Here is a 16,507-nt window from a genome sequence, read left to right as displayed (position 1 = left end):
TTCTTCGCCTTCGCGATCATGATGGCCCGCGCTCAGGATCTGAGAACCGCCGCCCGCTCGATGGCCGAGGTGGCGCTGCGCCTGTCCGATCCCGAAACCGTCGCCTCCGAGCGAGATCATGAGTGTCGGCCAGGCCGTGCGCCGCGAAGTCTCGGCAATGAACGAAGGCATCGAGCGCACCATCGCCCGCGCCGCCGAGCTCGAGACGCTCGTCCATTCGGAAGTGAATGCGCTGGAGCGGAGCTTCACCGACAACGAATTGCGCGTTCGCGGCCTCGTCCACGAACTCGGCGCCGAACGCGACGCGATCGTCAACCACGCCGAGCGCATCCGCTCGTCGATCGTCGGAGCCCATGATCAGCTCAAGGAAGAGCTGTCGCTTGCGACCGAAGAAATCTCCATTCGCCTGGCGACATCAGGCGAAGCCTTTGCCTCGATGATCGAGACGCGCGGCGCGGCGCTGATGGAGAAGTCCAACGCGGCCGGCGAAGCACTCGGCAGCCTGCTGACGACAAAGACCGAAAACCTGCTGCAGACGCTCAACTCCTCCGGTTTCGCGCTCGCCCACGAGTTCGACGAGCGCATGGATGCGATCAACACCGTGCTGTCGCAGCGCGGCCAGGCGCTTCTCAATGAATTCCAGACACGCGCCTCCTCGCTCGACGCCAATACCGAAAAGCTCAATGCAGCGCTTGCGGACCGTACCCGCCAGCTGAACGAGACGCTGCTTGCCCGGACCCGCGAGATCACCGACGGGCTTGCCGAAAGCGAACAGACGCTCACCGGGTCGCTCGGCGGCATCCTTGCTTCGCTCAACAGCTCGCTCGAAGAAAAGACCTCGTCCTTCCGCCAGACCCTGCAAAGCACCGTCGAAGACGTGGTCCTCGACCTCGACATGCGCTCCGGCTTCTTCGAAGAGCGCCTGCAGACGACCGTCGGCCTGCTCAGCACGACCTTCGACGACAACATCTCGCAGTTCACCTCAGCCTTCGACCAGCGCGCCGGCACGCTCGACAGCAAGCTGATGGACAGCCTCGCCCGCATCAACGAGACGGTGGCAAGCGGTTCTGATGCGATCGAAAACATCCTCTCGTCCAGCGTCGAGCGCATCAGTTCCTCGCTGACCGACCAGTCGCTCGCACTCGAGACGACGCTCGGCACCGGCCAGGAAATGCTGGATGCCATGCTTGGAAGCCGCTCGCGCGAACTGTCCGACGCGTTGTCGGCCCGAAGCACTGAAATTCAGGATACGCTGGCCTCCCGCGCCACCGAAATCCAGGACGCGCTCGTGATGCACACGGGCGAACTCCAGGACGTCCTCGGATCGAGGACCAGCCAGCTTCGGGATGTACTCGGAACACGCACCAGCGAACTCCAGTCCGTACTCGTCTCGCGCACCGAGGAACTTCAGGGAGCCCTTGAAGCACGCACCAGCGAGTTCCAGGACGTCATTACCACGCGCACCGGCGCACTCCACGAAGCACTGGAAACACGCACCACCGAGCTCCAGGACGTATTGACGACGCGCACCAGCGAACTCCAGGGCGTGCTTGCCTCGGGCACCGGGGAACTGCACGGAGTGCTCGGAACGGGCGCCACCGAGCTTCAGGACGCGCTTGCGTTGCGCACCGGCGAGCTCAAGGACGTGTTTGCATCCGGCACCGGCGAACTTCACGCCGGCTTTGCAAGCGCACGTCAGGACATCGAAGCAACGCTCGCCGACCGCGGCAGCAGCCTTCTCAGCACGCTTTCGGAAAACCAGGCCAAGTTCGAACAGAGCCTGGCAATCCGCTCGGGCGCCATTGTCGCTGCGCTTTCCGGAAGCCACGATCATCTGACGGAAGTGCTGAGCCAGAAATCCAGTGCGATCGAAACGTTGATGTCCGGCGCGCCGGAGCGGCTCGCCGGCATGTTCGACGAAAAGTCGGAGCACATCTCCCGCACGCTCATTGCCAGCGAACAGCGGCTCGGTGACGAGCTGGGTCGGCGCGCTTCCGAAATGCAGACGTCGCTCGATGCCAACCGCGAGCGGATTTCCGAAATCCTCGAAGACAAGTCGATGGAAATCGCCACGTCCTTCGCGCTCGGCGAAGATCGCCTCGCCGGCATGCTCGACGAGAAGTCGGACTCCATCACCCGCGCACTTTCGGAAACCGAACAGCGCATGAGCGGAGACCTGGCCCGCCGTACCTCGGAAATCAACGAGGCGCTGGGCGTCAACCGGGACAGGCTTGCAGAAATCCTCGACGACAAGTCGATGGAAATCGCCACCTCCTTCGCGCTTGGTGAAGACCGCCTCGCCAGCATGCTGGACGAAAAGTCGACGTCAATCGCCAACACCTTCATCGATGCCGACGTCCGCATCGAGCAATCCTTCGCGGCCCGCGCCGAAGCGATCCGCAACGCCTATGTCGATAACCAGCTCAATCTCGACCAGTCGCTCGAAAACCGGACGGCAGAGATCGCCCGCGTTCTCGAAAGCGGCGGCGATCGCCTCGAACAGACCGTCGGCAGCGCAAGCGGCCGCATCGAGACGGCGCTCACAACCGGCGCACAGCGTTTCGAAACGGGCATGGCGGACGGGCTGGAGCGCGTCGAAGCCGTTCTCGGCTCGACTCAGGAGCGTATCGCCGCAACCATCGGCCTTGGTCACCAGCAGCTGGAAACGACGCTCGGTTCCGGTTACGAGCAGATCCGCGACACCCTGGACGAACGCACGAAGTCGCTCGCGACAACGCTCGGCGACGCCCAGAGCCAGATCGGCGACCTGATGCAGGACCAGGTCACCTCCTTCGGAACCTCGATCGCGGCCAGCGCCGGAATGCTGGAAATGTCGCTCGATACGCAGCAGAACGCGCTGCGCAGCGCTATAGACACTGCGGGGCAGTCGCTCGAAGAACGTCTGCGCGACAATGTCGGTACGCTCGCCGTCCGGCTTTCCGATGCCGCGAGCGAAATCGGCCGCTCGGCCGACGCCTTCTCCAACCGCATCCGTCAGACGGTCGGCGGGGTTCAGGGCGCACTCGAAGAAACCGGCAGCCGCATCGAATCGACGTTCGGCGGGCTCGAAGGCCGGATCCGGGGCGAAATCCTCGAGGCAGCCCAGCTCGTCGACGAGGCCGGCGTCAATCTTTCCGCGACGCTCACCAACCGCACGGCCGATCTGGAACGTGTCGCCGTCGAGGCTTCGGACCGCATCACCGAGACCATGGACGGCCGCACCGCCCGTATCGAGGAACGCCTCGGCACGATCGACCGCGCGCTGACCATCGGTCTCGACAACGTCACCAAGACCATCGAAAGCAAGGCCGTCGGCCTTGCCTCGACACTGCGCGAAGCAGTCGGTGCCGCGGCCCAGAGCATGGACAGCGAAGCCACCCGCTCCGCCGAAGTGCTGGCGCGTGCCGGTGCCGAGTTCACCGAGGAACTCACCAGCCGCAACGCCGAATTCACCAAGGCGATCGAGGAACGGTCGACCCAGATCGTCGGCCGGATTTCGGAAACCCAGAACCGGCTCGCCGGCCAGGCGGCAACCGTTGCGCTTGCCTTCTCGGAAGCCGGCAATGCGATCGTCCACAAGGTCGCGGAAGCCGACAGCCTGGTGAAGCGCCAGGTCACGGCAATCTCCGAGGCGCTGGACGAAGCACAGAAGGCGCTCGACTCGCGCGGCGACGGTATCCGCACCACACTTGCCGATACCGCAAACCAGCTCGACACCGCCATGGACGCCGTCGACCGGGCACTCGCGGCCCGCGGCGACGCCATCCACTCGGCTCTCGACGCCCGCGCCCGCGATCTGAACTCCATGCTCGCCGGTCGCTCGGCGGAACTGGCACGCCTCCTCGATGAAAAGGCAAAGCCCATGGTCGAGGAATATGCCGCGACCGGCCGCACCGCCATCGAACAGATGACGACCGCTGCCCAGCAGGGCGCCGAACGGCTTTCCGCCGCGGCGCAGGAGACGACAGCACGGATTTCCTCTGCTGCGGAGGACACGACCGCACGGCTCTCCGCCGCGACGGAAGAAACGACCACGCGGCTTTCGTCTGCGACGGACGAATCGACGGCACGTATCCGCAACGAGAACTCGGCGCTGGTCGACGCGATCGCTGCGCGGACCAACGAGACGCTCGCAGCCATCACGCAGCGGACCGAAAGCGCCGCCGGCACCATGCGTCACGTCGAACAGGGCCTGTCAGCCAGCGTCAACAGCCTCATCGACAAGCTGGCGGAAAGCAATTCGAGCATTTCGGCGCTGGTCCAGGAGTCGGCAAAGGAACTCGGCAGCACCGCCGATGCCGTCGCCCACCATCTTTCGGAGGCCGACCGCAAGCTCAGCGTCACGGCCAACCGGTTCGTTCAGTCGGCAACCAACTCCGCCGATATCGTTTCCGGCTCGACCCGCATGCTCGAAGACAATATCGGCCGTATGTCGGACGTCTTCGGCAATACGCTTGAGCAGGTCAGCAGCCTCGTCGGCCGTTTCGACGACCATTCGAGGGTGCTTGTCGAAGCATCGGAACTCCTCGGTGCGGCACAGTCCAATCTCGTCAGCACGCTGGACGAACGCCAGAATGCACTGCGCAACCTGTCGACCGGCCTGGTCAAGCGTTCCGAGGAAATCGAGACGACGATGCGCAGCCTGACGACCCTGGTCGACGGCGCTTTCGAGCGGGCGGAAGAACGTTCGCTGCAGGTCGGCTCGCGGCTTCGCGAAAGCCTGCATGCCTCGTTCGCCGATATCGGCCGGACGCTCGGGGAAACCCAGCATCGCGCCGAAGTTACCGCCGATGCGATGCGCGAAGCGCTGATCAGCGCCGGCAGCGACGCCAACCACGCCATCGAGACGACGCTGTCTGACGCCGAGAAGCGCACCCGCGACCTTTCCGAGCGCATGCGCGGCAGCATTTCGCAGTCGCTCACCGACGTCGAGCAGCTGCTGTCGGATGCCACCACCCGCTCCGGCAGTGCCGCCGAACAGCTGCGCGATACGCTGCGGGAATCGGTCGAGGAAGCCATCAACCGCTTCTCCGGCGCAACCGACGAAATCCGCCGCTCGGCGCAGGATATCCGCCGCGAGCTGGATACGACCCGCACCGAACTCAAGCGCGGCGCCTTCGACCTGCCGGAAGAAGCCAAGGAAAGTGCGGCCGCCATGCGGCGTGCCGTCTCCGAGCAGATCAAGGCGCTGCAGGACATCTCGGCGCTGGTCGGTCGCTCGACGCAGAACTTCGAGATCTCCGAAGCTTCGGCACCGCGCCAGGCGCCTGCTCCCGCTCCGCAGCCGGCTCCTGCCCGTCCGCAGCCTCAGCCTGCCGCCGCAGCCATCCCGCAGCCGGCTCCGCCTGCGCCACGCAACGATCCCTATGCTGGGAACGCCCTGCGCGGCACGCTGCCGCTCGATCGCCAGCCACAGGCGCCCGTCGCCCGCGCGCCGGAGCCACGCGGCACCGACGGCGGCTGGATCAGCGACCTGCTGCGCGGCGCATCGCGCGACGAGATGGCGGATACACCGCCGGCACCCCGTCAGCAGCCGCAGCCGGCACCACGTGCCGCCGAACCGGCCCCAGCTGCGCGCGGCAACGGCGACAACCGCAATCCGCGCCATATGGTGGAATCGCTGAATTCGCTGTCGGTCGATATCGCCCGCGCCATCGACCATGACGCCTCGGTCGACCTGTGGCGGCGTTACCAGCGCGGCGAGCGCGACGTCTTTACCCGTCGCCTCTACACGCTGAAGGGTCAGCAGACCTTCGACGAGATCAAGCGCAAGTACGACCGCGAACCGGAATTCCGCACCGCCGTCGACCGCTATATCGCCGATTTCGAAAAGCTGCTCGCCGACGTCGCCCGCACCGACCGCGACAAGACGGTAACCCAGAGCTACCTCACCTCGGATACCGGCAAGGTCTACACGATGCTGGCCCACGCCGCCGGCCGGTTCAACTAAGAACCGGATCGGAATACGAACACAAAAGGCCGCCTTTCGAGGCGGCCTTTTTGTTGGCGGATCTGCACAGCTTTCAGAACTTGAGCTGCGGGTTGCAACTGACGGAGCCTTTAAAACTGGAAGGAAAACCGTTTCGGTCGGGTTTCAAGGGACAGGTCCATCCCGGTAAACGATATGCTTCATTCCTTCCGGCGTCGTGTTGAGAAGGCCACGAAGAGGCAGCGGCTTGAGGTCAAACGCGTTCAAATTATCCAGCGTTGGCAGCACCCACCGAAACTCCAGATCGGTTTCACCGTCACGGCTGCGATGGATGATCTCATCTTCGTCGAAGGCAAGGGGCCGTGAAAGTTCCGCCTCGAAATAGAAGCCGATCTCATGGGCTTTTCGACCTCCGAGCTCAAAGAAGTTTTCGATCACGAAGCGGAGCGGCCCGACGCGAGCTCCACAGCCGATTTCCTCTTCGATCTCGCGCGCCAGCGCATCGGCACCTGCCTCATGAAATTCCACGCGCCCGCCGGGCAAGGCCCAGAAGGGATCGTTCACGGCCCGATGGATCAGGATATGCCGGTTTGACCAGATCAGCGCCCCAGCCCGGAACTGGAAGCGCGAGGAGCCGCGGTCCAGCACGATCATCGTTCGGCCGTGGTCATCCATAGCTTCACACCACCGTTTAGGCCTGCGAGTCCAAGTGCACCGGTTCCAATGGATATCCGCGACTCAGGCGATTGATGCGAACCCGATCTCGCCGGCCGAAACGACCAGGCCCTGCGAGTATCACATCGATTTCAGCGACCAGTCGACGATCTCGGCGCCGACCTTGGCGAAGGCGCGATCCAGCGCCTCGATGAAATCGCGGTTCTCGGCGCCCGAGACCGGAGACGTCGCCTTGAACACGCTCTGGGCGCGCACCGTGCCGTTGCGGTCGTTGAGGATTTTTGCCGAGATCTCGACATTGGCGAGGCGGGGGCTGCCGGCGGTCACCTCGAAGGCCCGGATATCGGTCACGACCTGATAGTCGATCGCAAGGCCCTGCCCCGGTTTGCCGACGCCGCCGAGGCGGCCGGAGTTTTCAAAGGCTTCGACCAGCTTCGACTGGACGAGGGCCGGCAGGCGGTCGCCCCAGCGGGAATCGGCGAGATACTGGATCTCGGAGGGCGAAACGCGCACGATCACCTGCTCACTGTTCAGCAGCTTCAACGCCGTGGGTTCCGGCACCAGTATCTGCCGGTTGCGGGCGGAAGCCCCCTGGCCAGACGGAGTGATCGACAGATCGAACGTGTCGTTGTTCGCCTTGCTGCCGCAGCCACTCACCAGGGCCGCAATCAGCGGCAGGACAAGCAGAGCCGAGGCGTGGGTCGCCGCACGTCGCATCAGTAACTCCGAACCGGTCATTAAAACCCCATTCTCAAACACTGAAAACGCCGCGCTTACCGCCGCGTCCTGCCGTCATATTCCTTCACCGTCTCGCCGCCGAAGATCAGCCGCTGCGGGTTCTGGTCGAAATTGGTGATCGTCTGGTCGAGCGACAGCACCGTGCGGCGCGCGTCGTTGACCAGCGTCTGGATGTCCCTCAGGCCGCCTGCCGAGAAGCGCGACAGGTTGTCGGCGATCGGCCCGACCCGGGCATTGATATTGTCGGCCACGGTGCGGAAGGATTCCAGCGTCTTGCGCGCCTCGGCAAACAGCCCTTGCGAGTCGTCGCTCGACACAAACCCGTCCACCTTGGCAAGAATGCCGTCGACGCGGCTCGAAGCGTCGTTGAGCTTCCGGGCGAGGTCCGTGAAATCGCCGATCGCGCGGTCGATATCGTCCTTGCGGTGAACGAAATTGCCGACCACGTCCCGGGCCGAGCCGATGGTCTGGCGGGCGTCCTCGGAGGCGGCTGTAATATTGCGGATCGTCGTCGCGACCTGATCGGTATTGACGGCGCCCAGCACGGTATCGGCGCGCTTCAGAAGGACCTGGGCGTCCGCTCCCGCCTTCTCGAAATTGGCGGCGGCGTTCCGGACATTGGTCACCAGGTCGTCGAACTTATCCGAGGCCGTGGCGATATTGCGGGTGGCGCGCTCCGTGTTGGAGACCACGGCATTGATCTTTTCCGCATCGATCGCGCTCACCAGCCGTTCGGCGGCTGCAAGCGTGGAGTTCAGCGTTCCGGAGACCCGGTCGATCGTCGTCGAAAGCGTCGAGAGGCTGTTCAGGAACTTGTCGATGCTGTCGGAATTCTGGGCAAGCGCCGAGGTGAAGGTTTCCACATTGCGGATTGTCTGGGTCAGCGGACCTCTTGCATCGGCGACAAAGCCTTGAATATCGCTAATCGCCGCGTCTGCCCGGTCGAGGATCTTGTCGGCGGTGGCGAGCAGGTTGGTGACGCTCGACTGCTCGGCGATCAGCACGGCCGGCCGGCCGTTCTCGATCGATTTCTGGAGGATGTTCTCCTCCCCCTTGGCGCCGCCGGAAAGCTCGATATAGGCAGCCCCCGTCAGGCCCTGCACTTCGAGTGCGGCCTGGGTGGACTGATAGACGGGTGCATCGGCCCGCACTTCGGTGAAAGCGATCGAATAACGGGGATCGTCCGGATCGATCGTCAGGCTGCGCACCGAACCGACCGGAATGCCGTTGAAGCGAACCGGAGAGCCGACCGACAAGCCGTTCGCCGAGCCCGGGATGCGGATCGCCAGTTCGGCCGTCGGTCCGCCGCGGCCGGATTGCGCCATCCAGTAGACGAAGCCGAAAGCGGCGGCGATCACCAGCAAGGTGAAGAAACCGACAAGGGCGTAGTTGGCTCTGGTTTCCATAGATTACGTCACTCTTCTACTTCTGCCGCAGGCTGCTTTTCTTGGACCAAGACTGACCGCGCCCGCTTGCCGCGGAAATAGGACTGTACCCATGGATCGTCACAGGCAAACATATCCTCAAGCGTACCCTCGACCAAGACCCGTTTCTCTCCAAGCACAGCAATTCTGTCGCAGACAGAGAACAGACTATCGAGGTCGTGGGTCACCATGTAGACGGTCAGGCCCAGCGTATCGCGCAGCCTGGCGATCAGCGCGTCGAAATCGGCGGCGCCGATCGGATCGAGGCCGGAGGTCGGCTCATCGAGGAAAACGAGGTCCGGATCGAGCGCCAGGGCGCGGGCAAGCGCAGCGCGCTTGATCATGCCGCCCGACAGTTCGGATGGATATTTGTCGGCAGCGTCAGGCGGCAGGCCGACCATATCGATCTTCAGGTAGGCGAGCTCGTCCATCAGCGACTGCGGCAGATCGAGATATTCGCGCATCGGCAGCTGAATGTTTTCCTTCACCGTCAGGGCCGAGAACAGCGCTCCATGCTGGAAGAGCACACCGAGCCGCGTATCGAGCGCCATGCGCTCGTCTTCCGAAACGGTGTCGTAGTCGGCGCCGAGAATGTGGATCGTGCCGGAACGGTGCGGCAAAAGGCTGAGCACGGTGCGCATCAGCACCGACTTGCCGGTGCCGGATGCGCCGACGAAGCCAAGGATCTCGCCGCGATAAATGTCGAGGTTCAGGTGGTCGAGCACCAGCTTGTCGCCGAAGCCGACCGTCAAGTCGCGGACCGACAGCACCACCTGTCGGCCATTCGACTTGTCCTTGATCGCGGTCTGCGGCACCTCTTCCAAACCGTTCTCCATCAGAAATCGATCGCGGAATAAAAGAGGGCGAACATCGCATCTATGAAGATAACGGCGAAGATCGATTTCACCACCGAAGTGGTGACGTGCTGGCCGAGCGATTCGGCGCTGCCGCCGACTTTCATGCCCTCGACGGCGGCGACGATGCCGATGGCCAGCGCCATGAACGGCGCCTTGATCATGCCGGAGGCAACGGAGGTATGGTCGATCGCCTCGTGAAGACGGGACAGGTAGGTATCGAAGGTAATGCCCGAATAGGCAAGGGCGACGACGGCCGCCCCGAACAGCGCCGAAAAATTGGCGATGATCGTCAGCAGCGGCAAGGCCACCGTCAGAGCCACAAGGCGCGGAAAAATCAGCACGCCGACCGGATTGAGGCCGATCACCGTCAAGGCGTCGATCTCCTCGCGCATCTTCATCGAACCGATCTCGGCGGTGATGGCGCTGCCCGAACGGCCGGCGATCATGATCGCCGTCAGCAGCACGCCGATCTCGCGAAGCTGCAGGATGCCGACCAGATCGACGACAAAAATCTCGGCGCCGAAATACCGGAGCTGGAAGGCGCCCTGCTGGGCAATGATCGCGCCGATCAGGAAGGACATCAGCACGATGATCGGCACCGCCCGCACGCCCATGCGGTCGATGTGGGTGACGACCGACGCCGGCGAGACGCCCGCACCTCGGCCGAATTTCATCTGCGCACCGCGAACCGCCGAGCCGAGAATATGCATGGCTGCATAGAAATCGCCGCCGAGCGAGACCATCACTTTGCCGAGCGGCACAAACAGGCGTTCGAACAGGTTTCCCTTAGCTCCGGCGTCCGCAGGCGGCGCAGGAACGTGTTCCGGCAAGACGCCGATCAGTTCCCGGATCGGGCCTTCGCCGCCCACCAGGGCTGCTTCTCCGCCCTGCCCGCCCTTGGCGGTCATCAGCCGGCGGATGAGCCAGGCGCCGGCCGTATCGACGCCGGTGATACCGGAAAGATCGATCTCCACCTTGCCCCGGTTTGCGGCATTTTCGAGCCGCTCGAACTCCTTGAGCACAGGTGATATCGTCGGGCCGCGCCATTCGCCGGCCAATACGTACCGCTCGCCGCCGTCGCCGGGCATATTTTCGGCCTTGATTTCGGCTGGCTGGAACGTCACGTGTTTCTTTCGCGCCTAAGCTAGTCAGAAGTTTCAATACGATGCGGTTGATCGCACTTTCGAGACCGGCAATATAGCTGCGTCATAGGGATTTGCCACAACGGGACGCGTAAAACCATGAGCCGTCACCTCGAAGCCACAATAGAGACGTTTCCAATCTCCGGTTCGTTCACGATCTCCCGCGGCTCGAAGACCGAGGCGGAAGTCATCACCTGCGTCGTCAGTGAGAACGGCGTTTCCGGCCGCGGGGAATGTGTGCCTTACAAGCGTTATGGCGAGAGCCTGGACGGTGTGATGGCGGAGATCGAAGCGGTCGCCGATGCCATCCGTGCCGGTCTGACACGCGAAGAATTGCGGAGGCGGATGGAGCCGGGTGCCGCGCGAAATGCCGTCGACTGCGCTCTCTGGGACCTCGAGGCGAAGCTGAGCGGGCGGCGCGTTGCCGATATGATCGGCGCTACCAGCCGCAAACCCTTCGTCACCGCCTTCACACTGTCGCTCGGGGAACCGGAGGCCATGGCGGCCGAAGCTGCAAGGAACGCGCAACGTCCGCTTCTCAAGGTCAAGCTCGGAACCGACAATGACGAGACCCGGCTGAGGGCCGTTCGTGATGCCGCGCCGGCCACGCGGATCATCGTCGATGCAAACGAAGGATGGACCGAGCAAAACCTCGCCCGCCATATGGCGATTGCCGCGGAAACCAATGTGTCGTTGATCGAACAGCCATTGCCCGCCGGCCAGGATGCGGCGCTTGGCCGTATCCGCCGCCTCGTTTCCGTCTGTGCAGATGAAAGCGTGCACGCCACGAAGGACCTGGAAAGCCTTCGCGACCGGTACGACGCGGTCAACATCAAGCTCGACAAGACCGGCGGACTGACCGAGGCGCTGGCGATGAAGGCGGAGGCACAGCGGCTTGGATTTGCCGTGATGATCGGCTGCATGGTCGGCTCCTCGCTCGCCATGGCGCCGGCCGTGCTGCTCGCCCAGGATGCAGACTATGCGGATCTCGACGGGCCGCTGCTGCTTTCCCGCGACCGGCCGGACGGGCTGCGCTACGAAGGTTCCCTCGTCTATCCGCCGGAAGCGACCCTCTGGGGCTGAATTCTTGCCGCAAGCGCGATGATCGACAGGCCGACCAGCGCAAGGACCGACATCGCCACATAGCTCATCGGGCCGAACTGGCGGTAGAGTACCCCGGAAAGCACCGTCGCAAGCGCAAGAAAGACGCCGTTGTAGAAGACGTAGGCGCCCTGCATCGAGGCTTCCTGGTCCTCGCGCACCGCCTCGACCAACCGGTGCTGGATGCCGATATGGACGAAGGCGAACGTGAAGGCGTGAGTGGCCTGCAGCGCCAGGTATCCCCAGAAGTCGAGCGGCATCGGAAAGAGCGTCCAGCGGACCACCGCGACCGCGCATCCGACTCGCATCAGCGTCCAGGGAGAAATCCGTCTGGCGATCCAGCCCGCCGCGAAAAAGACGATGATCTCCGACACGACGGCCGCGCTCCAGAGGACGCCGATCGAGCCGCTCGAAAACCCGATCTGCTGCCAATGGATGGTGCCGAACGTATAGAACATGCCATGCCCTGCCTGCGCCACCGACGCGCCGATCATCAGCACGTGCAGGTCGAGCCTTCTGAGCGAGCTCTGCTGAGGCATCCTGTCCGGGTCCGGCCTTGCAACCGCCCGGCCGAGCTTCGGAGCCGCGAAGGCAACGGCGACGGTCAGGAGAAAACCGACCGCTATCGCCGACGGGATAGCCTGGAAACCCCAGAAGCCACGGAGTTCGCCGACGAACAGCGCCACGGCCACGAAGCCGACCGAGCCCCAGACGCGCATCGAGCCATACTGGAAACCCCAGCGCCGGACCCCGCTGACAGCGATCGATTCGACGATCGGCGCATAGGGCGCGAAGACCGCCGCCTGAACGGCGACGACGATGAGAACCGGCCAGAAGTCGCGGGTGAAGAACATTGCGAATGCCGTCAACAACGACAACGCGCCGGACCAGGCGAGCATCAGGGTCCGTTCCGTCATGCGGTCGGCAAGCAGGCCGGCAACCGGGGCGGCAGCCACCCGCAGGAAAAGCTGGGCTGCGAGCACGATGCCGATTTCGAATTCGGTAAAGGCAAGCCCGTCGAGCCAGACGGGCAGATAGGGCAGAATCACTCCGTTCACCCCGAGCGGCGCCCCATAGGCGATCGCACAGCGCAACTGGAAGAACCGGGGCGCTGTCTGCGCCGTATTTGAGGGAATCACGATTTCACGGGTGGGTTGCTGAAGTTTCAGCTTACCTAACACACAGCCTTGTGCCTGCCTATGGCAAGATATAGCCCTCTGGCCGGCCCGTCCATCTGTTGCAGGCCGCTCACGCGGCCCGCATGTCCTCGATGGATTGCGGCGCCGGCAGGGACTTGATCTCCGCCGTGGCGGCGATGTTCTGCCACGAAATCATCTCCAGCGTGCCGTCAAAGTTCTCGGCGATTGCCGTGCAGCTTTCCACCCAGTCGCCGGTATTGACGTAGTGGATGCCGTCGATGTCCTCCATGACGGCATGATGGATATGGCCGCAGATGACGCCATCGACATTGTTGCGGCGGGCTTCGTCGGCGACGACCCGCTGGAACTCGCCGATGAAATTGACCGCGTGCTTGACCTGCAGCTTGGCCCAGGCGGAGAAGGACCAGTAGGGCATGCCGAGGCGGCGGCGGATGGCGGCGAGCCCGATATTGATGACGATCGCCGCGTCATAAGCCCAGTCGCCGAGATAGGCGAGCAGGCGGGCGTTGCGGACCACGACGTCGAATTCGTCGCCATGCAGGACCAGGTATTTCTTGCCGTCGGCCATCTCGTAGATTTCGCGCTCGGCGACTTCGATGCCGCCGAAATGCGTGCCCGGGAAGGAACGCAGGAATTCGTCGTGGTTGCCGGGGATGTAGACGATGCGGGTGCCCTTGCGCGCCTTGCGCAGCAGCTTCTGGACCACGTCGTTGCAGCCCTGCGGCCAGTACCAGTTGCGCTTCAGCCGCCAGCCGTCGACGATGTCGCCGACCAGGAAAATGGTATCCGCTTCATGATAGCGCAGGAAATCCAGGAGGAAGTCCGTTCGGGCCGCCTTGGAGCCCAGATGAACGTCCGAAATGAAGAGCGTTCTGAAATGTCTTGTATCCATCTCACCGGTCACGAAGTCGTCCTTTCGCTGCCGCTTCTGATGGCTTCAAAACCAGACTCGTGTTTCAGGATGATGACAGAGTGCCGCATGACTACCTCATCTCCTGTTTGGCACGGGTCGCAATCGCGATATCCGGGCGATCGGTGGTGAAGCTCGCAATGCCGAGATCGAACATCCGCGTTGCCATCTCAATGTCGTGCGCGGCCCATCCGTGGATGATCACGCCACGGTCGCTCAACGGGGCAATTGCAAGCACGGAGATCATTTCGGCGCGAATGCCGATCTCGAAAACGCCAAAGGCGGCCAAGGCGGCGCCAACGCCGATCCAGCCCACCTGGCGGATGACCGCCGGCGAGCAGAGCCATATGAATCCAAGAAGCTCCGAAACACTGTGGCCGGCCGCCTCAAGCGCCTTGCGGAAGGCGTCGAGCCGCTCCAGGGAGAAGCTCGTCACCATGCAGCGGGAAAGCATGCCGCTGGCGACCAGCCGCTCGACAATCGCCTCCTCCATGCCCTCGTAGGCAGTCCCATCCGGCCGTGTCTTGATCTCGAGGCGCAGGTCGACCGGCGACGGCGCGAAGATGTCGAGCACCTCGTCGAGGGTCGGAATGGTCTCACCTGCCGCGCCGACGATCACGAATTTCGACAGCTGCTCGTAGGTGAGCCTGCCGATCTCGCCCTTGCCGTCCGTCATCCGGTCGATTGTCGCATCGTGATGGACGACCAGAACCTTGTCGGCAGTGTGGTGGACGTCGAATTCGACGAGTTCGACCGGCAGCGCGGCGGTCTGGCGGAAGGCAAGCCTGGAATTTTCCGGCCACAGATGGGTGCCGCCGCGATGGGATGCGATCTTGGTCATTCGAAACCTCACTTGATGCCGCCGAGACCCGCGCCCTGCACCAGCTGGCGTTCGGCAAATAAGAAAAACACGATGCTCGGCAGCAGGACCACACAGCTCGCCGCAAGGATGAGAGGCCAGTCGGTAAAGGGCTGTTCGCGTACCGATGCCTGAAGATTGGCCAGCGCGATCTGCACCGTCTGCGTATCGCCGCGCAGCACGATCAGCGGCCAGAGATAGGAATTCCACTGGGCGATGAAGGCAAACAGCGCCATCGAGGCGATCGCCGCCCAGCAGATCGGGACGATGACGTCGACCAGGATCTTGAAATGGCTGGCGCCATCCAGGCGCGCCGCCTCCTCGTAAACCTTTGGCACGCCCATGAAATGCTGGCGCAGGAAAAAGGTCACGAAACCGGAGGCAAGCTGGGGCAGCACCGCCGCCCAGATGCTCGGCACCAGCTTCATCTTGGCCATCAGCAGATAGTTGGGAATGATGCAGATCAGTTCCGGAATGGTAAGCGTGCCGAGCACGGCCCAGAACAGCATGTTGCGGCCGCGGAACTCCATACGGGCAAAGGCATAGGCGGCGAGGATCGAGGTGATCATCGTGCCGACCGTCGTCGACAGCGCGATAATGATCGAGTTCATGAAATAGGCGCCGAGCCCTGCCTCCGTGAACACTCGCAGATAATTTTCCGGATGCAGCGACCATTCGCCGACATTGGGATTGAGGAGGTCGGACGGTGCTAGCAGCGAGGCGCCGATGCCGATCAGGAAGGGGAAGACTACGCCGAAACCGAGCAGCGCCGCTCCCGCCCAGCCGAGGAAATGGAGGAGACGATCAGGAAAGGTCATAATTCACCTTGTCCCTGGCAAAGGCGAGCTTTGCGAGCGTGATGGCGACCAGTCCGAGGAACAGGAGCACGGCCAACGCCGATCCTGTCGAGATGTCGAACAGGGTAAAGCTCAGATAGTAGAGGAAATTCATCAGGACATCGGTACCGTTGGCTGGCCCGCCACGGGTGATGACATTGACGAGCGTGAAGATCTGAAAACTGTCGATCACCGAGACCACGAGCAGAAACAGGGTGGTCGGTGCGACCAATGGGAAGGTGATATCCCTGAACCGGCGCCAGCGCCCTGCCCGGTCGATGCGCGCCGCTTCGTAATAATCGTCGGGAATGGCGTTGAGCCCGGCGATGAACAGCAGCGTATCGTAACCGAGCTGTTTCCAGATCGCCACGATGCCGACGGCGACCAGCGCCAGGTTGACGTCCTGCAGCCAAGGAACCTTGCCGATGCCGATGGCGCCGAGCGTCAGGTTGATGAAGCCGATATCGGTGTTGAACATCCAGCTCCAGATCACCGAAATCGCCACGGAACTGGTGACATAGGGAAGGAAATAGATGCCCCGCAGCATCCGTGCGAAAGCATGGCTTTCCCTCAGGAGATGGGCGAGCGCCAGCGCCAGGATCAGCCGGGGCGGCACGCTCACCAGCATCAGGAGAAAAGTCACCCAGAGGGAATGATGGAATTGATCCGAGCCGAACAGCTCAAGATAGTTGTCGAAGCCCACATATCTGGAGCGCCCGTTGAGGATGTTGGTCTGGTGGATGCTGAGCCAGGCGGAATAGACGATCGGCCAATAGATGAAGAGGCCGAGCAGCCCGACACAGGGCAGAAGATAGAGATAGGGCCTCAATATCCGCATCGCATTCCAACGTTTTCTCCGTGTCACGCTCTGCCTTA

Annotated in this window: 12 protein-coding genes; 2 read left to right on the top strand and 10 right to left on the bottom strand. The window is 63.1% G+C overall.

Annotation, left to right across the window (positions count from 1 at the left end):
* Positions 1-118: 118 nt before the first annotated feature.
* Positions 119-5,950 carry a hypothetical protein gene (locus LZK81_RS10420; protein ID WP_418936485.1) on the top strand — a complete coding sequence of 1,944 codons (5,832 nt, stop codon included), beginning with the start codon at positions 119-121 and terminating at the stop codon, positions 5,948-5,950.
* Between the two features lie 144 nt (positions 5,951-6,094).
* Here LZK81_RS10420 and LZK81_RS10415 read toward each other — a convergent pair whose 3' ends face one another.
* The 5 genes from LZK81_RS10415 to LZK81_RS10395 form a co-directional block, all read right to left on the bottom strand.
* Positions 6,095-6,583 (bottom strand): NUDIX hydrolase, encoded by a 489-nt coding sequence (locus LZK81_RS10415; RefSeq protein ID WP_233956184.1) that lies wholly within the window; start codon positions 6,581-6,583, stop codon positions 6,095-6,097.
* A gap of 141 nt (positions 6,584-6,724) precedes the next feature.
* A complete protein-coding gene (locus LZK81_RS10410) occupies positions 6,725-7,342 on the bottom strand; it encodes an ABC-type transport auxiliary lipoprotein family protein (RefSeq protein ID WP_046606384.1) in 618 nt (205 codons plus the stop codon).
* Between the two features lie 35 nt (positions 7,343-7,377).
* Entirely contained in the window at positions 7,378-8,748 is a 1,371-nt protein-coding gene (locus tag LZK81_RS10405) for an MlaD family protein (protein ID WP_233956183.1), read from the bottom strand.
* Between the two features lie 8 nt (positions 8,749-8,756).
* Positions 8,757-9,602 carry an ABC transporter ATP-binding protein gene (locus LZK81_RS10400; protein ID WP_233956181.1) on the bottom strand — a complete coding sequence of 282 codons (846 nt, stop codon included), beginning with the start codon at positions 9,600-9,602 and terminating at the stop codon, positions 8,757-8,759.
* Positions 9,602-10,711, bottom strand: a complete 1,110-nt coding sequence (locus tag LZK81_RS10395) for an ABC transporter permease (protein WP_046611619.1) — start codon at positions 10,709-10,711, stop codon at positions 9,602-9,604. Before LZK81_RS10395 ends, LZK81_RS10400 begins: the two co-directional genes overlap by 1 nt.
* A gap of 153 nt (positions 10,712-10,864) precedes the next feature.
* Between LZK81_RS10395 and dgcA the strand changes: the two genes are divergently transcribed.
* Positions 10,865-11,848 (top strand): N-acetyl-D-Glu racemase DgcA, encoded by a 984-nt coding sequence (dgcA, locus tag LZK81_RS10390; RefSeq protein WP_046611601.1) that lies wholly within the window; start codon positions 10,865-10,867, stop codon positions 11,846-11,848.
* On the opposite strand, the gene LZK81_RS10385 is transcribed toward dgcA, so the two are convergent.
* The 5 genes from LZK81_RS10385 to LZK81_RS10365 form a co-directional block, all read right to left on the bottom strand.
* The gene (locus tag LZK81_RS10385; protein WP_046611602.1) at positions 11,818-13,005 is read right to left on the bottom strand and encodes an MFS transporter; all 1,188 of its coding nucleotides are present in this window, start codon (positions 13,003-13,005) and stop codon (positions 11,818-11,820) included. The genes dgcA and LZK81_RS10385 overlap by 31 nt on opposite strands.
* A gap of 109 nt (positions 13,006-13,114) precedes the next feature.
* Complete coding sequence (locus tag LZK81_RS10380) at positions 13,115-13,918, bottom strand: UDP-2,3-diacylglucosamine diphosphatase (protein ID WP_080952672.1); 804 nt, start codon at positions 13,916-13,918, stop codon at positions 13,115-13,117.
* Positions 13,919-14,009: 91 nt separating this feature from the next.
* Complete coding sequence (locus tag LZK81_RS10375; protein ID WP_233956179.1) at positions 14,010-14,777, bottom strand: glycerophosphodiester phosphodiesterase family protein; 768 nt, start codon at positions 14,775-14,777, stop codon at positions 14,010-14,012.
* Positions 14,778-14,785: 8 nt separating this feature from the next.
* Positions 14,786-15,613 carry a carbohydrate ABC transporter permease gene (locus tag LZK81_RS10370; protein WP_233956178.1) on the bottom strand — a complete coding sequence of 276 codons (828 nt, stop codon included), beginning with the start codon at positions 15,611-15,613 and terminating at the stop codon, positions 14,786-14,788.
* Complete coding sequence (locus tag LZK81_RS10365; protein WP_233956176.1) at positions 15,600-16,469, bottom strand: carbohydrate ABC transporter permease; 870 nt, start codon at positions 16,467-16,469, stop codon at positions 15,600-15,602. Before LZK81_RS10365 ends, LZK81_RS10370 begins: the two co-directional genes overlap by 14 nt.
* Positions 16,470-16,507 lie beyond the last annotated feature (38 nt).

This window comes from Neorhizobium galegae (assembly GCF_021391675.1).
Taxonomy (GTDB): Bacteria; Pseudomonadota; Alphaproteobacteria; order Rhizobiales; family Rhizobiaceae; genus Neorhizobium; species Neorhizobium galegae_B.
This window is presented reverse-complemented; position numbering and strand designations above follow the sequence as displayed.